14 protein-coding genes are annotated in these 14,886 nt (G+C 60.6%); 11 read left to right on the top strand and 3 right to left on the bottom strand.

The annotated features are described in order from the left end of the window. Positions 1–40: 40 nt before the first annotated feature. The gene (gene lpdA / locus JKL48_RS03725; protein WP_201978625.1) at positions 41–1,435 is read right to left on the bottom strand and encodes a dihydrolipoyl dehydrogenase; all 1,395 of its coding nucleotides are present in this window, start codon (positions 1,433–1,435) and stop codon (positions 41–43) included. Positions 1,436–1,663: 228 nt separating this feature from the next. On the opposite strand from lpdA, the gene JKL48_RS03720 reads away from it, so the two are divergent. Next, positions 1,664–2,587 (top strand): tetratricopeptide repeat protein, encoded by a 924-nt coding sequence (locus JKL48_RS03720; protein ID WP_201978621.1) that lies wholly within the window; start codon positions 1,664–1,666, stop codon positions 2,585–2,587. Between the two features lie 87 nt (positions 2,588–2,674). Here the strand turns inward: JKL48_RS03720 and JKL48_RS03715 are convergent, their stop codons facing one another. Further along, the gene (locus JKL48_RS03715; protein WP_201978617.1) at positions 2,675–3,916 is read right to left on the bottom strand and encodes a geranylgeranyl reductase family protein; all 1,242 of its coding nucleotides are present in this window, start codon (positions 3,914–3,916) and stop codon (positions 2,675–2,677) included. A gap of 135 nt (positions 3,917–4,051) precedes the next feature. Here JKL48_RS03715 and fabG point away from each other — a divergent pair, with 135 nt between their 5' ends. The 9 genes from fabG (at position 4,052) to JKL48_RS03670 (ending at position 12,106) form a co-directional block, all read left to right on the top strand. After that, positions 4,052–4,801 (top strand): 3-oxoacyl-[acyl-carrier-protein] reductase, encoded by a 750-nt coding sequence (fabG, locus tag JKL48_RS03710; RefSeq protein WP_201978614.1) that lies wholly within the window; start codon positions 4,052–4,054, stop codon positions 4,799–4,801. A gap of 93 nt (positions 4,802–4,894) precedes the next feature. Further along, the gene (locus JKL48_RS03705) at positions 4,895–5,551 is read left to right on the top strand and encodes a YiiX family permuted papain-like enzyme (protein ID WP_201978611.1); all 657 of its coding nucleotides are present in this window, start codon (positions 4,895–4,897) and stop codon (positions 5,549–5,551) included. Between the two features lie 84 nt (positions 5,552–5,635). After that, positions 5,636–5,881 (top strand): DUF6364 family protein, encoded by a 246-nt coding sequence (locus JKL48_RS03700; RefSeq protein ID WP_201978609.1) that lies wholly within the window; start codon positions 5,636–5,638, stop codon positions 5,879–5,881. A gap of 11 nt (positions 5,882–5,892) precedes the next feature. Next, positions 5,893–6,288, top strand: a complete 396-nt coding sequence (locus JKL48_RS03695) for a PIN domain-containing protein (protein ID WP_201978607.1) — start codon at positions 5,893–5,895, stop codon at positions 6,286–6,288. A gap of 41 nt (positions 6,289–6,329) precedes the next feature. After that, positions 6,330–8,411 carry a VWA domain-containing protein gene (locus JKL48_RS03690; RefSeq protein ID WP_236668595.1) on the top strand — a complete coding sequence of 694 codons (2,082 nt, stop codon included), beginning with the start codon at positions 6,330–6,332 and terminating at the stop codon, positions 8,409–8,411. A 208-nt stretch (positions 8,412–8,619) separates the two neighbouring features. After that, entirely contained in the window at positions 8,620–9,300 is a 681-nt protein-coding gene (locus tag JKL48_RS03685; protein WP_201978604.1) for an NAD-dependent epimerase/dehydratase family protein, read from the top strand. Between the two features lie 9 nt (positions 9,301–9,309). Further along, positions 9,310–10,434, top strand: coding sequence for an MBL fold metallo-hydrolase (locus JKL48_RS03680; protein WP_201978601.1), 1,125 nt, complete (start codon positions 9,310–9,312; stop codon positions 10,432–10,434). Between the two features lie 90 nt (positions 10,435–10,524). After that, positions 10,525–11,112: a pseudouridine synthase gene (locus JKL48_RS03675; RefSeq protein ID WP_201978598.1), complete on the top strand. Its 588-nt coding sequence runs from the start codon at positions 10,525–10,527 to the stop codon at positions 11,110–11,112. A gap of 7 nt (positions 11,113–11,119) precedes the next feature. Further along, complete coding sequence (locus JKL48_RS03670) at positions 11,120–12,106, top strand: alpha/beta hydrolase (protein ID WP_201978596.1); 987 nt, start codon at positions 11,120–11,122, stop codon at positions 12,104–12,106. A gap of 22 nt (positions 12,107–12,128) precedes the next feature. Here JKL48_RS03670 and JKL48_RS03665 read toward each other — a convergent pair whose 3' ends face one another. Then, on the bottom strand, positions 12,129–12,617 hold the full coding sequence (locus tag JKL48_RS03665; protein ID WP_201978594.1) for a tetratricopeptide repeat protein: 489 nt from the start codon (positions 12,615–12,617) through the stop codon (positions 12,129–12,131). Between the two features lie 271 nt (positions 12,618–12,888). Here JKL48_RS03665 and dnaK point away from each other — a divergent pair, with 271 nt between their 5' ends. Further along, the gene (gene dnaK, locus JKL48_RS03660; protein WP_201978593.1) at positions 12,889–14,826 is read left to right on the top strand and encodes a molecular chaperone DnaK; all 1,938 of its coding nucleotides are present in this window, start codon (positions 12,889–12,891) and stop codon (positions 14,824–14,826) included. Positions 14,827–14,886 lie beyond the last annotated feature (60 nt).

Raw genomic sequence — 14,886 nt, 5'->3', positions numbered from 1 at the left:
CGGCAGGGTTACTGCCGGGGTTTGCCTCAACAATTATTCCTTACAAGTGAATCACCTCGCCGTAGGCAGCGGCGGCGGCTTCCATAATGGCTTCCGACATGGTGGGGTGCGGGTGCACCGATTTGATGATTTCCATGCCCGTGGTTTCCAGCTTGCGGGCCACCACTACTTCGGCAATCATCTCGGTCACGTTGTACCCAATCATGTGGGCACCAAGCCACTCGCCGTATTTTTTGTCGAAAATCACTTTCACAAAGCCGTCTTTGGCACCCACGGCGCTGGCTTTGCCCGAGGCCGAGAAGGGAAATTTGCCCACCAGCACGTCGTAGCCTTTGGCTTTGGCTTCGGCTTCGGTGTAGCCCACGCTGGCGATTTCGGGCGAGGCGTAGGTACAGCCGGGGATGTTCTGGTAGTTGAGCGGCTCGGGGTGGTGGCCGGCAATTTTCTCGACGCAAATAATGCCTTCGGCCGAGGCGACGTGGGCCAGCGCAGGACCGGGCACGATGTCGCCGATGGCGTAGATGCCGGGCACGTTGGTCTGGTAGAAGTCATCAACCAGCACGCGGCCGCGCTCTACTTTAATGCCCAGCTCTTCGATGCCGATGTTTTCGAGGTTGGTGGTCACGCCCACGGCGCTCAGCACCACGTCGCACTCAATCACCTGTTCGCCCTTGGCCGTTTTGATGGTCACCTTGCAGCCGGCGCCACCGGTGTCCACTTTGGTCACTTCGGCACTGGTGAGCACGTTCACGCCGATTTTGCGGAACGACTTCTCCATCTGGCGCGACACTTCCTCGTCCTCCACCGGCACGATGCGGGGCAGGAATTCCACCACCGTCACCTCGGAGCCCATGGTGCGGTAGAAGTAGGCAAACTCGACGCCAATGGCGCCCGAGCCCACCACCACGAGGCGCTTGGGTAGTTGCTCCATGGCCATGGCCTTGCGGTAGCCGATGATTTTCACGTTGTCGACGGGCATGGTGGGTAGCTCGCGCGAGCGGGCACCGGTAGCCAGAATGATGCTCTTGGCTTCGACAATTTCCTTGCTGCCGTCGGCTTTGGTCACCTCCACTTTGCCGGGGGCCAGCACTTTGCCGGTGCCCATCACGGTTTCAATCTTGTTCTTTTTGAATAGGAAGTTGATGCCCTTGCTCATGCCGTCGGCCACGCCCCGGCTGCGCTTGATAACGGCGCTAAAGTCATAGCCTACGCCCTGGGCGCTCAGGCCGTAATCGGCGGCGTGGTTGAGGTACTCAAACACCTGCGCCGATTTCAGCAGGGCTTTGGTGGGAATGCAGCCCCAGTTGAGGCAGATGCCGCCCAACGACTCGCGCTCAATCACCCCCACTTTCAAGCCCAACTGCGACGCCCGAATGGCGGCTACGTACCCGCCGGGGCCGCTGCCGACCACGACCAAATCAAATTGCAATGCCATAAAATGCTCTGAAAGAAAAAAAGTACACCGGGCCCGGCTGGGGGACCCTCCCACTTGGGGCAGCAAAGATAACCGCCCCCCCTTACCGCACCGCACTTGCGTGCGCAACCGTTTGAACTTGGCAGCGAAAAAAGTGGAGCGCGAGAAACCAGCAGCCAATTTCACAAAGTCACCGTATAACCCCCCGGTTACGGCGCAGCTTGCCGTGGCCTTAGCCATTTTTCGCTTATGAAATCAGTTTTTCGCGCTCCTGTGGCCGCTCTTGGGCTGCTTGCTTTTCTCACCAACTGCGCTACTACCGTCACCGAAAAGGAGAAACCGACGAATACCAGCCAGCTCATGGCACCGCCCACGGCCGCCCGGCCCGACTCGACCGGCGCCGCCACCACGGCCCCCGATGCCCGCACTACTGGCGCTGCCAATGGCGTGGCCGCTACCCCCGGCACGGCCGTAGGCACTGATGCTGTATCGGATGCGGCCACGGCCGCCGCCCTGGCTGCCGACAAGCCCGACCCCAACGCTCCCTCCGCTTCCGTGGCCTCGGCCGAACGGGAAAAGGAAAAGAAAATGACCGCCGCCGACTACCGCATCATGCTCTCGGATGCGGAGGCTTCGCTCATCGTCAACCCCAAAAACCCGCGGGCGTTGCTCCAACGGGCCAAGGCCAAGAGCTACTTAAAACAATACAAAGAGGCCTTGCCTGACTACACGGCCGCCATTCGCTACCTGCGCAACAACCCCGATGCCTACTACAACCGCGGCGTGAACCGCCTGATGCTGAAGCAATACAAAGCCGCGCAAACCGATTTTTCCAGCGCCATCAAATATCGTCCTGATGACAAGGAGTCCCTCTTCGGCCGGGGCGTGGCCCGGATGCAGATGTACCAATACAAGGCCGCCGTGGGCGACTTCACCAAGGCCATCCAGCTCGATTCGGCGTATGCCGATGCCTGGGAGTATCGCGGCATCAGCTATTCGTCGTTCGACAAGCTTTCCGAAGCGCGTCGCGACCTGGAGCGCGCCACCCAACTCAACCCCGAAGCGGCCAAAAGCCTGCACCGCTACATTGGCAACGACGAAGGACATGCACCGATAAAAGCCCCCGTTACCCGCGCCGTTGGCGGCGTGCACCCCAAGCCCGGTCAGCACTAGCGTAATCCACACTAGCGTAATCCAGCAAAGAAGTCCGTCATGCTGAGCGCAGTCGAAGCATGACGTTCGGTTTTTCTCTGCCCTTCCCTACTTCCCGCCGAAAAACAGCTTGAAATAGAAACTCGGTTTCCTTAGCTGCTCACGCAAGTCTAAATCCATGAACATCATGGAGAGCGTGGCGGCCAGCGTGGGGTTGTTCACGGCGCGGTTGGCGATGATGTTGAACAGGCTGGGGAAGTTGAGCAGCCGCTGCATCACGCGGCTCAGGCGCAGCTCCTGGCCGAGGCGGTTGTACACGGCTTTGTCGTAGCTTTTGAGGAATTCGGAGCTAAAGTCGGACTTTTTCACGGCCTCCACGGCCCAGATGGCGGCATGACGGCCGCTCACCATGGCGTGCGAAATGCCCTCGCCCGAAAACGGGTCAATGAGCGAGCCGGCGTCGCCGAGCAGGAAATAATTTGCCCCCGACAGCGCCCGCCGCTTCGAGCCCAGCGGCAGGCCAAAGCCTTTGACGGAACCCAGCCGCGTGGCTCCGGCAAAGCGCGGGGCCAGCGTGGGGTGCGTGGCCAGAATCTCATCGAGGCGCTGACGAAGATTTATTTTTTTGGCGGCCACGGTTTTGGAAAGCATGCCCACACCCACGTTGGCCTGGCCGTTGGGCAGCGGGAACACCCACAGGTAGCCGGGCAGGAAGTCCTTGATGAAGTGCAGCTCGATGAAGTTATCGGGGCTGAGGCCGCTCACGCCGTCGTAGTACGTGCGCAGGCCGGCGCAGTGGTGGTCGGGCTCGAGGGCGTGGCCGGCCACTTTGCGGGCAAACTCGGATTGGGCACCGTTGGCAACGAGGAGCAGGCGGCAGGTGGCAATTTCCTGTCCGGCTTTGTCGAAAAGCTGCCAGCCGGTGGACGTACGCTCGGTGCGGGCCACGTCCACGTTTTCGCGGAAGTCGATTTCGGGGCGCTGGCGCACTTCTTCAACCAGGAAATTGTCGAAGTCGATTCGCTTAGCCACGTGGCCGGCGGTGGCGTCGTGAGCTTTGTCGAACTGGGGCTTGAAGGGAATGCTGAGCTTGCGGCCGTTGGGCGCAATAAAGTCGATGCCCCAGCTGGGAATCTGGATGGGCGAGGCGGCCAGCTTGGCGTGCAGGCCGGGCTCGATGCGCTTCAACTCGTTGATGACCTTGCCGCTGAGGGCGTCGCCGCAGGTTTTGTCGCGCGGGAAGGCGGCGCGGTCCAGCAGCAGGCAGGGCTGGCCGGCGTTGGCGAGGTGCAGTGCGGCGGTGGCCCCGCCGGGGCCCGCGCCCAGAATGCAGATGTCGTGGTGGGGCATAATCTTGGGCGAAGTTAACCCGGCGTGACGCGAACGTAGCGCGAACTTTGTAGTTCGCGTCCCAGCGCCGCTAAAGCCATCTGCAAGTTGTTCGGGGACGCGAACTACAAAGTTCGCGCTACTTACCTTCGCCCCATGACCAACACACTCACCGGAAAAGTAGCCCTCGTGACGGGCGCTTCCAAAGGAATTGGCCGCGCCATCGCGGCGCATTTTGCCCAGCTCGGCGCCGATGTCGCCTTCACGTATCTGTCGTCGGTTGAAAAAGGCCAGGCCCTCGAAGCCGAGCTTTCGGCCGCCGGCACCAAGGTAAAAGGCTACCGCTCCGACGCCTCCGACTATACCCAAGCCGAAAAGCTGATTGAAGACGTAGTGGCCGATTTCGGCAAGCTCGACATCCTCGTCAACAACGCCGGCATTACGCAGGATGGCCTGCTCATGCGCATGAGCGAGCAGCAGTGGGACACCGTGCTGCAAGTCAACCTCAAATCCGTTTTCAACCTCACCAAAGCCGCCACCAAGCCCATGATGCGCGCCAAAAGCGGCTCCATCATCAACATGACCAGCGTGGTGGGCATCAAGGGCAACGCCGGGCAGGCCAACTACGCCGCCAGCAAGGCCGGCATCATCGGCTTCACCAAATCGGTGGCCCTGGAGCTGGGCTCGCGCAACATCCGCTGCAATGCGGTGGCGCCCGGCTTCATCGAAACCGAAATGACCGATGCCCTCGACCCCAAGCAGGTGGATGAGTGGCGCAAGGCCATCCCGCTCAAGCGCGGCGGCCGGCCCGAGGACGTGGCCAAGGCCACGGCGTTTCTGGCGTCGGATGATTCGGCCTACATTACCGGCCAGGTGCTGCAGGTTGATGGCGGGATGCTGACGTAGGGTTTTTCTTATTGATTAGAATGCGAAGCAGGGGTGCAGCATATTGCGCTCCTGCTTTGTGTTGAAAAGCCGTTTCGTTCTCGACCTTGAGACATGAAAAAAACCTCCCTCCTGCTCCTGGCGCTGGCGCTGCTCATTTCCGTATTTGCCCTCCGGCCCGTGCGCCGCGCCTACAGCCACCGCTTCGGGCAGGCCGCCGACCGTAAGCTTTTCCGCGACGGTGACCTGGTTTTTCATACCAGCCGGTCGGAGCAAAGCCAGGCCATTCAACTGGCTACGCACTCGCCTTACAGCCACTGCGGCCTGCTATACCAGCAGGATGGGCAGTGGCTGGTGCTGGAAGCCATGCAGCCGGTGAAGGTGACGCCGCTGATGGCGTGGACCGGCCGGGGCCGCGGCGACCATTACGTGGTGAAACGGCTGCGCGACGCCGAGACCGCCCTCACGCCCACCGCCCTGCAGCGGATGAAAGCCGTGGGCAAAGGCATGGTCGGCCGCGACTACGACGGCACCTTTGGCTGGTCCGACGACCGGATTTACTGCTCCGAGCTCATCTGGAAAGTGTATGAGCGCGGGCTGGGCCGGCGGCTGGGGCAGCTCCAGCACCTGCGCGATTTCGACCTGAGCCACCCCGCCGTGCAGGCCAAGCTGAAGGAACGCTACGGCAACCGGCTACTGCTGAATGAAACGGTCATTTCGCCGGTCAGCATCTTCAACAGCCCCGAACTGGTTACCGTGCTCAGCCGTTGATGCAGCGGCAGGCGGCAACTTTAGCGGCGCGGGCCGACCTTTAGGGAAACTACCTTGTGTATCTTACGACCTACCTTTCTAGCCATGTCCACCCTCACACTTACCCTCGACGACGATTTATTGGCACAAGTCGAAGCGTATGCTCAGCGTACTGGCACCGATTTATCCGCGCTTTTTGCAAATGCTGTACGTCCTATTGTTGCTTCTGAACGCGAGCGGCGACCTCTTTCACCCGAAGTAACGGCGCTACTTGGCTGCATCACGCTACCGCCGGACTTTGACTACAAAGATTATCTGGGCGATGCACTAAGTGAGCGGGAACGTATATGAAGCATTATTTTTTGGACACCAACGTTGTTATCGACTATTTGGCTCAACGCCAGCCCTTCTGGCTCGATGCGGCTGAGTTGATGCAGGCTGGTTTAGATAAGCAAACTCGTCTTTATGTAGCCAGTTTATCGTTTGCCAACATTTACTACATCCTGAGGCGGGTTGGCACTGCTGAAAAAGCTCGGGAATTACTTGTCAGATTAGAACGCCTCGTTCGAATTGTAACGGTCGATGATATTTTCATCCGGCAGGCCTTAGCAAGTACTTTTAGTGATTTCGAGGACGGCATTCAACATTTTGCAGCGGTATCAGTGTCAGCTTCGGCTATTGTTACCCGAGATTATAAGGATTTCCAAACCAGTTTGCTGCCAGTAATTTCGCCGGCTCAAGCTTTGCTAGAAATATAAGCCTACTGCTTTTCAGCTGCGCTTTTTATTATCCCTTTCGTTTGCTGACCACCCAATATTCTTCCTGGCTTATCCTCGTTTGCCTGCTGGTGGGCGCGGGCTACGCCGCCCTGCAATACTCGGCCAAAACGCTCTGGAGCAAGCAGTTGAACTACGCGCTGGCGGCGTTGCGCTTTGCGGTAGTCAGCTTTCTGTGCTACCTGCTGCTGGCCCCAGTCATCAAAACCACCACCACGCGCACCGAGCAGCCCACGCTGGTGCTGGCCGTCGACAACTCGCAGTCGGTGGAGCTGTTCACGCCTAAAAACGTGCTGAGCCAGGCCACCACTGGCCTCACCAAACTGGCCGAAACGCTGCGCGGCAAAGGTTTCACCGTCGAAACCCGCACGCTGACAACGGGCACGGGCCGCCCGGCTTCGCTCGATTCGTTGCGCTTCGGCGCCGCTACCACCGACCTCGACCAGCTCCTCACTGGCACACGCGAAGCCTACGATGGCCGCAACCTGGCCGGCGTGGTGCTCCTAAGCGACGGCCTCGTGAACCAGGGCCGCAGCCCGGCTTATTCCGAGTTCAACTTCCCGATTTACAGCGTGGCGGTGGGCGACACCATTCCCAAAAAAGACCTGCGCCTGACCGGCCTCACCTACAACCGCGTGGCGTTCAGCGGCAATAAATTTCCCATCGAAGCCGAGCTGGGTTTTGAAGGCTACGCGGGCGGCGCGGCCACGGTGGAGCTGCGCGAAGGCAGCAAGGTGCTCGATAGCCGCCGCGTGGCCCTGCCCGCCGGCCGCCGGCGTGTGCGCACCACCTTCCAGATGACCGCCCCCGCACCCGGCAAGCGGCGCTACGAAGTTCGCATCGTGCCTCAGTCGGGCGAGTTTACGGAGTTAAATAATGCCCGCACCGCCTTCATTGAAATTGTGAAGGGCAAGCTGCGCGTACTGCTGGCCGGTGCCGCCCCGCACCCCGATTTGAAAGCCCTGCGCGCCGCCATTCTCGCCAACGACAACTTCGACATCACGCTGGCTATTTCTGGTGTGCAGCCACTGAAAGCCGATGCCGATTTTGACGTAGCCATCCTGCACCAGCTGCCGGCGCAGGGCGGGCTGGGCCAGGAGATTCTGGCCCAGGTGAAAGCCCGCAAAACGCCCGCGTTCTACATTCTGGGCGCACAGTCCGATTTGGCTGCTTACAACCAGTTGGGCGCGGGCCTCACTATTCAGCCGCGCGGGTCGCAGACCGATGAGGTAACGCCCGTGCCGAACCCCGGCTTCGCCCGCTTTGCCACCGATGAGGAATCGGCCCGGCGCTTTGCGCAATACCCGCCCGCGCCGGTGCCCTTCGGCGACTACCGCCTAGGCCCCGGGGCCGAAGCCGCGCTCTGGCAGCAGGTGGGCCGCGTGGCTACCCAGAAGCCGCTGCTGGTTTTCGGCGGGCCGCAGGACCGCCGCCAGGCCACGCTGCTCACCGATGGCAGCTGGCAGTGGCGCCTGAGCGAAGCCGTGGAGCACGACGACCGGCCCGAAGCCTACGACCGCCTCATCATCCGCACGCTCCAGCTCCTCACTCAAAACGCCAACAAAAAGCGCCTCGACGTGTACCCCACGCAGGACGCCTTCGGCACCCAGGACGACGTGACACTGGGCGCGGAAACCTATAACGCCGTCTTCGAGCGCCTCTACAACCAGAAAATCGACCTGGTTTTGACCGACGAAAAGCAGCACGCCCGCCGCTTCAGCTTCGCCAACGCCGAGGACGGCTCGCCGCTGCACCTGGGCCCGCTGCCGGCCGGGCTGTATAAGTACCAGGCCCGCGCCACCCTGGGCGGCCAGGCCCAGCAGGATGCCGGCGAGCTGCTGGTGCAGGCGCAGCCGCTGGAAGCGTTGGAATCGAAGGCCGACCACAACCTGCTAGCGCAGTTGTCGCGCCGCAGCGGCTCGCGGCTGTACTATCCCGCGCAACTGGACAAGCTGGCGCAGGACATCATCAAGGCCAATTACAAGCCGGTGATTACTGCCGAAGAAGACCTCAAGGATTTGATAAATCTGAAGTGGATTTTCTTCGTGATTCTGGCCTTTTTGACGGTAGAATGGGCGGTGCGGAAGTACTCGGGCAGCGTGTAGGGGAAAGGAAACAGAACGTCATGCCGAGCGCAGCCGAGGCATCTCGCGTGCCAAAGTAATCTAATCGATTGAGTTACTACCCCACGCGAGATGCCTCGGCTGCGCTCGGCATGACCGTTCCTTTACGTCTGTTTAGCCTGAATAATTGGCTCGTCCGTAAAGTAGAACCGACGCAAAACCGTCCTCCCTCCTACTTTACCGCACTGACATGAAAATACGAGCCATCCTAACCGGGGCCACCGGCATGGTGGGCGAGGGCGTCCTCCTCGAATGCCTGCAAAACCCCAGCGTGGAGCACGTTCTCGTGCTCACCCGCAAGCCCACCGGCCGCAGCCACCCCAAAATGACCGAGCTGCTGGTGCCCGATTTGGCCAACCTGAGCGCCGTGGAAAACCAGCTCACGGGCTATAATGCCTGTTTTTTCTGCGCCGGTATTTCCTCCGTGGGTATTTCGAAGGAAGAATACGAGCGCATCACCCACGACCTGACGCTGGCCGTGGCCGAAACCCTGGTGCGCCTCAACCCGGACATGACATTTATCTACGTATCCGGCGCCGGCACCGACAGCAGCGAGAAAAGCAGCCAGCATTGGGCCCGCGTGAAGGGCCGCACCGAAAACGAACTGCTTGCCCTGCCGTTTCACGCCGCCTATATGTTCCGGCCGGGTTTTATGAAGGCAACGGAAGGCCAGCACAATATGCTGAAATGGTATGGCGCCATTGCCTGGCTCTACCCGCTGGCCCGGCGGCTGGCGCCGAACTTTGTGAGCACCCTGCAGGAAGTAGGCCAGGCCATGATTAACGCCGCCGATTTCGGCTACTCCAAACCGGTGCTCGAAGTGCGCGACATTGTGGCCCTGGCTCGTAGCAAAGCGGCTCCGCGCTCCTGACCAATCAATATGCGTGAATCAGTAAAGAAATTTCTTGTGACGACCGGCGGCATTCTCGGCACCCTGCTTGTGGCAGTGGTGGCATTTACCAACCTCAGCCCGCAGCTGGGCGGCACGCCCACGCGGCAGGAGAAGGAGGTGTTTGTAAAGTCTGGTCATTACAAAGACGGCAAATTTGTGAACTTGATTCCGACCCGGGAAATGACGGGCGGCAGCATGCCCTCGGTAATGTGGAAATTTCTGTTTCACAAATCGCCCCAAGCCGCGCCGCCCGGCCCGCTGCCCACCCAGCCACTCGATTCGCTCGCCATCACCCAAAAAACGCCCGAAATGGTGCGCGTCACCTGGTTCGGCCACTCGGCCAGCCTCCTCGAAATTGCCGGCCAGAACATCCTGCTCGACCCCATGCTTGGGGTGGACATGGGCCCGGTGAGCTGGGCCACGCCCAAGCGCTACAACCGCAGCCTGGCCATCACCCCCGAAAAGCTGCCCTACATCGCCGCCGTCCTCATTTCGCACGACCACTACGACCATCTCGACTACGCTACCATCGACAAGATAAAGGACAAGGTGGGGCATTTTTACGTGCCGCTGGGCATTGGCGCCCACCTGCGGGCCTGGGGTGTGCCCCGCACCAGCATCACCGAAATGAACTGGGGCGACAGCGTGCAGCTGCCCAACCTGCGGGTGCGCTGCACGCCCAGCCGCCATTTTTCGGGCCGTGGGCTGGGCAACCGCAACTCCACGCTCTGGTGCTCGTGGGTGGTGCAGGGGGCCAGCAAACGCGTGTTCTACACCGGCGATGGTGGCTACGGGCCGCATTTTGCCGCCATCGGCCGGCAGTACGGCCCCTTCGATTTGGCGCTGGTGGAATGCGGCCAATACAACGACAGTTGGGCCGACATCCACATGAAGCCTGAGCAAAGTGTGCAGGCTGCCCGCGATGTACGCGCCGCCGTGATGCTGCCCGTGCACTGGGGTGCCTTCACCGAGTCGCTCCACGCCTGGAACGAGCCCGTGACCCGCGCCACCGCTGAGGCCGCACGGCTGGGCCAAGTGATAACGACGCCGCATTTGGGCGAGCCGGTAACTTTGGGCACCGAGCTGCCGAAGTCGCGCTGGTGGGAGAAGTAGCGCGAACTTTGTAGTTCGCGTCCCCGCGCCGTTAGGACCACTCTAATGGCGCGGGGACGCGAACTACAAAGTTCGCGCTACAGTGCTACTATGCGTTACATCCTGCTGAACAAGCCCTACGAAGTCCTCACCCAGTTCACCGACGAGCACGGCCGCGCCACACTCAAGGATTTCGTACCCGTGCCCAACGTGTACCCCGTGGGCCGGCTCGATTTCGACAGCGAAGGCCTGCTCCTGCTCACCGACGACAAGCAACTCCAGCACCGCCTGAGCGACCCCAAATTCAAAGTCCCGAAAACCTACTGGGCGCAAGTGGAAGGCACCGTTTCGGAAGATGCGTTGCAGCAGCTTCGGCGCGGCGTGCAGATAAAAGAAGGCTTCACCGCTCCTGGCGAGGCTGTCGAATTACCCGAGCCAGCGCACCTCTGGCCGCGCAACCCACCCATCCGTTACCGCGCCAGCATCCCCACCAGCTGGCTGGAAATCCAGATTTCACAGGGCATGAACCGCCAGGTGCGCAAGATGTGCGCGGCCGTGGGCCTGCCGTGTCTGCGGCTGGTGCGCGCCGCCATTGGGCCGCTGGGCCTGGGCGGGTTGCAGCCCGGCCAGTGGCGCGAGTTGACGGCGGCGGAAGTGAATTCGCTGCGGAAAATAAGTGGGGCGTTGCGCCGTTTTTAGGCCACACATGAAGAAACGCTTCCGCCGACTTCTAATAGTCGTACTGGTCGGCTTCGCCGCGATGAACGCCGTGGCCTTCTTCCACGCCTGGCGCTTCACCCACTTCGCCAACGAGCCCGGCCTGCACTCGCCCAACCCCGAGCAGCTCAGCCCCGGCCAGAAGCTCTGGCTGCTGCTCACCGGCATCCGCAACCCCAAGCCGCAGAACGGCCCCAAACCCAGCTTCCCGGTCAAAACCGTCACCATCGCCAGTCCCAACGGCCCACTCGAAGCCTGGTACGCCCGGACCGACAGCGGCCAGACCCGCGGCACCGTGGCCCTGTTTCACGGCTACACCAGCAGCAAGTCGCACCTCACCCACGAGGCCGGCTACTTCCGCCGCCTGGGCTACAACGTGCTGCTTGTAGACCAAGCCGGCAATGGCAACTCCGCTGGTTTCCGCACCACCGTGGGCTACCGCGAGGCCGACGACGTTGCCGCCGCATTCCGTTGGCTTAAAGACTCAACCAGTAAATCGTCAGGCTCCCCCTCTCCGCGGGAGAGGGGGCCGGGGGGTGGGGTCATCCTCTACGGCGTGAGCATGGGCGCCGTAGCCATCCTCCGCGCCGAGGCCGAGCTAGGCATCCGTCCCACCGCCAACATCCTGGAATGCCCCTATGGCAACATGCGCCAAACGGCCTACAACCGCTTCGAATCCATGCACGTCCCCGGCTTCCCGATGGCCGATTTGCTGGTGTTTTGGGGTGGCGTGCAGAACGGTTTCTGGGCCTTCGGCCTCAACGCCGAGCATTACGCCAGCCAAATCCACACGCCCACCCTCCTGCTCTGGGGCACCGCCGACCCACGCGTGACCCGCGCCGAAACCGACGCCATCTTCGCCCACCTCGCCGGCCCCAAAGCCCGCCACGACTTCCCCAGCGTGGGCCACGAGCCCTACTGGCACCGCTACCCCGCCGATTGGGAGCAGCAGACGCGGGCGTTTCTGAGCCGCTGATACTCGGCAATGAAACCAATATTTATTCCACTGATTTTTCTACTGATTCCATCATTCTGAGGGCAGTTTGCGCTAAGCCATTGTTGGGATACCCTTTCAGCACTTGCTTATAATACGCTTTGGCTTTTAGTCCATCTCCAATTTGGCTGTAGCAAAAAGCAATGTTGCACAAAGCCATTTCACGGTAATCCATAGCGGAAGAACTCAGCAGCGTGACGTATCGATATTTATCTACCCACGGTTTGTCAGTAAAAAACCGGTAGCTCGCCTCAAAAAATGGAATTGCGCCAGCATAGTCGTGTTTTTTAACCAATCGCATTCCCTTGCGGTGGTCTCCGGCAACAGTTGCCCTGAGCACATAAGCGAGCAGCCAGTAAATGCCAACTGCCGGAAATACTGGATTTGTGAAGCCGGCTAAATAACAGAGTGCTCCAATTAATCCCAGCACTACCATCTGAGGCAGGATTGAAATCCATGCTATTTGCTTTACTACTGGTACGTTTGATGCCATCTATTTTCAGTTGCTGAATAGTAATTACAGGTGAAAGTAGCGCAAGAAACTGTAAAGCACTGCCCTCTTTCCGCCCCCTTGTCAGGAAAATTTTGGCCACTTGCAACAAATCCCGCCACCGCGTCGGATAATCTTGCGCGCTGGGCCGAATCGGTGACAATCTGTCACCAAAACGACGCTGGTACGTTGCTTGTAATCCCCCGGTAGCGGCTGGAAAGCTGCTTTGAACCTGACACATTCCACTCTCAATCTTAACCAACACACCCCTCTCATGGGCAAAATAATCGGCATTGACCTCGGCACCACCAACTCGTGCGTAGCCGTAATGGAAGGCAACGAACCCGTTGTAATTCCCAACAGCGAAGGCCGCCGCACCACCCCCAGCATCGTCGCTTTCCTCGACGGGGGCAAGGGCGAGCGCAAAGTGGGCGACCCGGCTAAACGCCAGGCCGTGACCAACCCCAAGAACACGATTTCCAGCATCAAGCGCTTCATGGGCCGCCACTTCAACGAAGTGACCGCCGAGCAGAAGCACGTTTCCTACGACGTCGTAGCCGGCCCCAACAACACGGTAGCCGTGAAGATTGGTGACCGCAACTACACGCCGCAGGAAATCTCGGCCATGGTGCTTCAGAAAATGAAGCAAACCGCTGAGGACTACCTCGGCACGACCGTAACCGAAGCCGTTATCACGGTACCCGCTTACTTCAACGACGCCCAGCGCCAGGCCACCAAAGAGGCCGGGGCCATCGCCGGCCTCGATGTGAAGCGCATCATCAACGAGCCCACCGCGGCCGCCCTGGCCTACGGCCTCGACAAGAAGCACAAAGACCAGAAAATCGCCGTGTATGACCTCGGCGGTGGCACGTTCGATATTTCCATCCTGGAGTTGGGCGACGGCGTGTTTGAAGTACTGAGCACCAACGGTGACACCCACCTCGGCGGCGACGACTTCGACCAGGTTATCATCAACTTCCTGGCTGACCAATTCAGCAGCGAAAACGAAGGCCTCGACCTGCGCAAAGACCCGATGGCCCTGCAGCGCCTGAAAGAAGCCGCGGAGAAAGCCAAAGTGGAGCTCTCCAGCTCGACCGAAACCGAAATCAACCTGCCCTACATCACCGCCACGGCCTCGGGCCCCAAGCACTTGGTGGTGAAACTGAGCCGCGCCAAGTTTGAGCAGCTCGCCGACGACCTCGTGCGCCGCTCGATGGACCCGGTGAAAAAAGCCCTGCAGGACGCCGGCCTGAGCACTTCGGACATCGACGAGGTTATCCTCGTGGGTGGTTCGACCCGCATCCCCCGCATCCAGGAGGAAGTGGAGAAGTTCTTCGGCAAGAAGCCTTCGAAAGGCGTGAACCCCGACGAAGTAGTGGCCATCGGTGCTGCCATCCAGGGCGGTGTACTGACTGGCGAAGTGAAGGACGTGCTGCTGCTCGACGTGACCCCCCTTTCGCTGGGCATTGAGACGATGGGCGGTGTGATGACCAAGCTCATCGAGTCGAATACGACCATCCCGACCAAGAAATCGGAAACCTTCTCGACGGCCTCGGACAACCAGCCTTCCGTAGAAATCCACGTGCTGCAGGGCGAGCGTCCGCTGGCCTCGCAGAACCGCACCATCGGCAAGTTTCACCTCGACAGCATCCCGCCCGCACCCCGTGGCGTGCCGCAAATTGAGGTAATCTTCGACATCGACGCCAACGGCATCCTGAACGTAACCGCCAAGGACAAAGGCACCGGCAAAGAGCAGAAAATCCGCATCGAAGCCAGCTCGGGCCTGAGCGAAGCCGACATCAAGCGCATGCGCGACGAAGCGGCCGCCAACGCCGACGCCGACAAGGCCGAGACCGAGCGCATCGGCAAGCTGAACGCCGCCGACTCGATGATTTTCCAGACCGAGAAGCAGCTGAAAGAGTACGGCGAGAAGCTGAGCGGTGGCAACAAAACCGCCATCGAAGGCGCGCTGGCCGACCTCAAATCGGCCCACGAAGCCAAAGACCTCGCCCGCATCGACACCGCCATGGAGGCTATCAACGCCGCCTGGCAGGCTGCCTCGCAGGAGATGTACGCCGCCGGTGGCGCCGAAGGTGGCCAGCCCGGTGCTGGTGGTTTCCCCGGTGCCGACGGCTCGGCCGACGGCGGCCAGGGCCAGCCCGCTGGCGACCACGTGACCGATGTGGACTATGAGGAAGTAGACGGTAAATAAGAACCGCAGATTGTAACGGATTTGACGGATTACACGGATTCAAATTCGTTTTAGGAAAGG

Origin of the sequence: Hymenobacter rubidus (assembly GCF_016734815.1) — a bacterium.
GTDB classification, from domain to species: Bacteria; Bacteroidota; Bacteroidia; order Cytophagales; family Hymenobacteraceae; genus Hymenobacter; species Hymenobacter rubidus.
The sequence above is the reverse complement of the archived record's forward strand: the minus strand, read 5'-3'. Positions and strand labels throughout refer to the sequence as shown.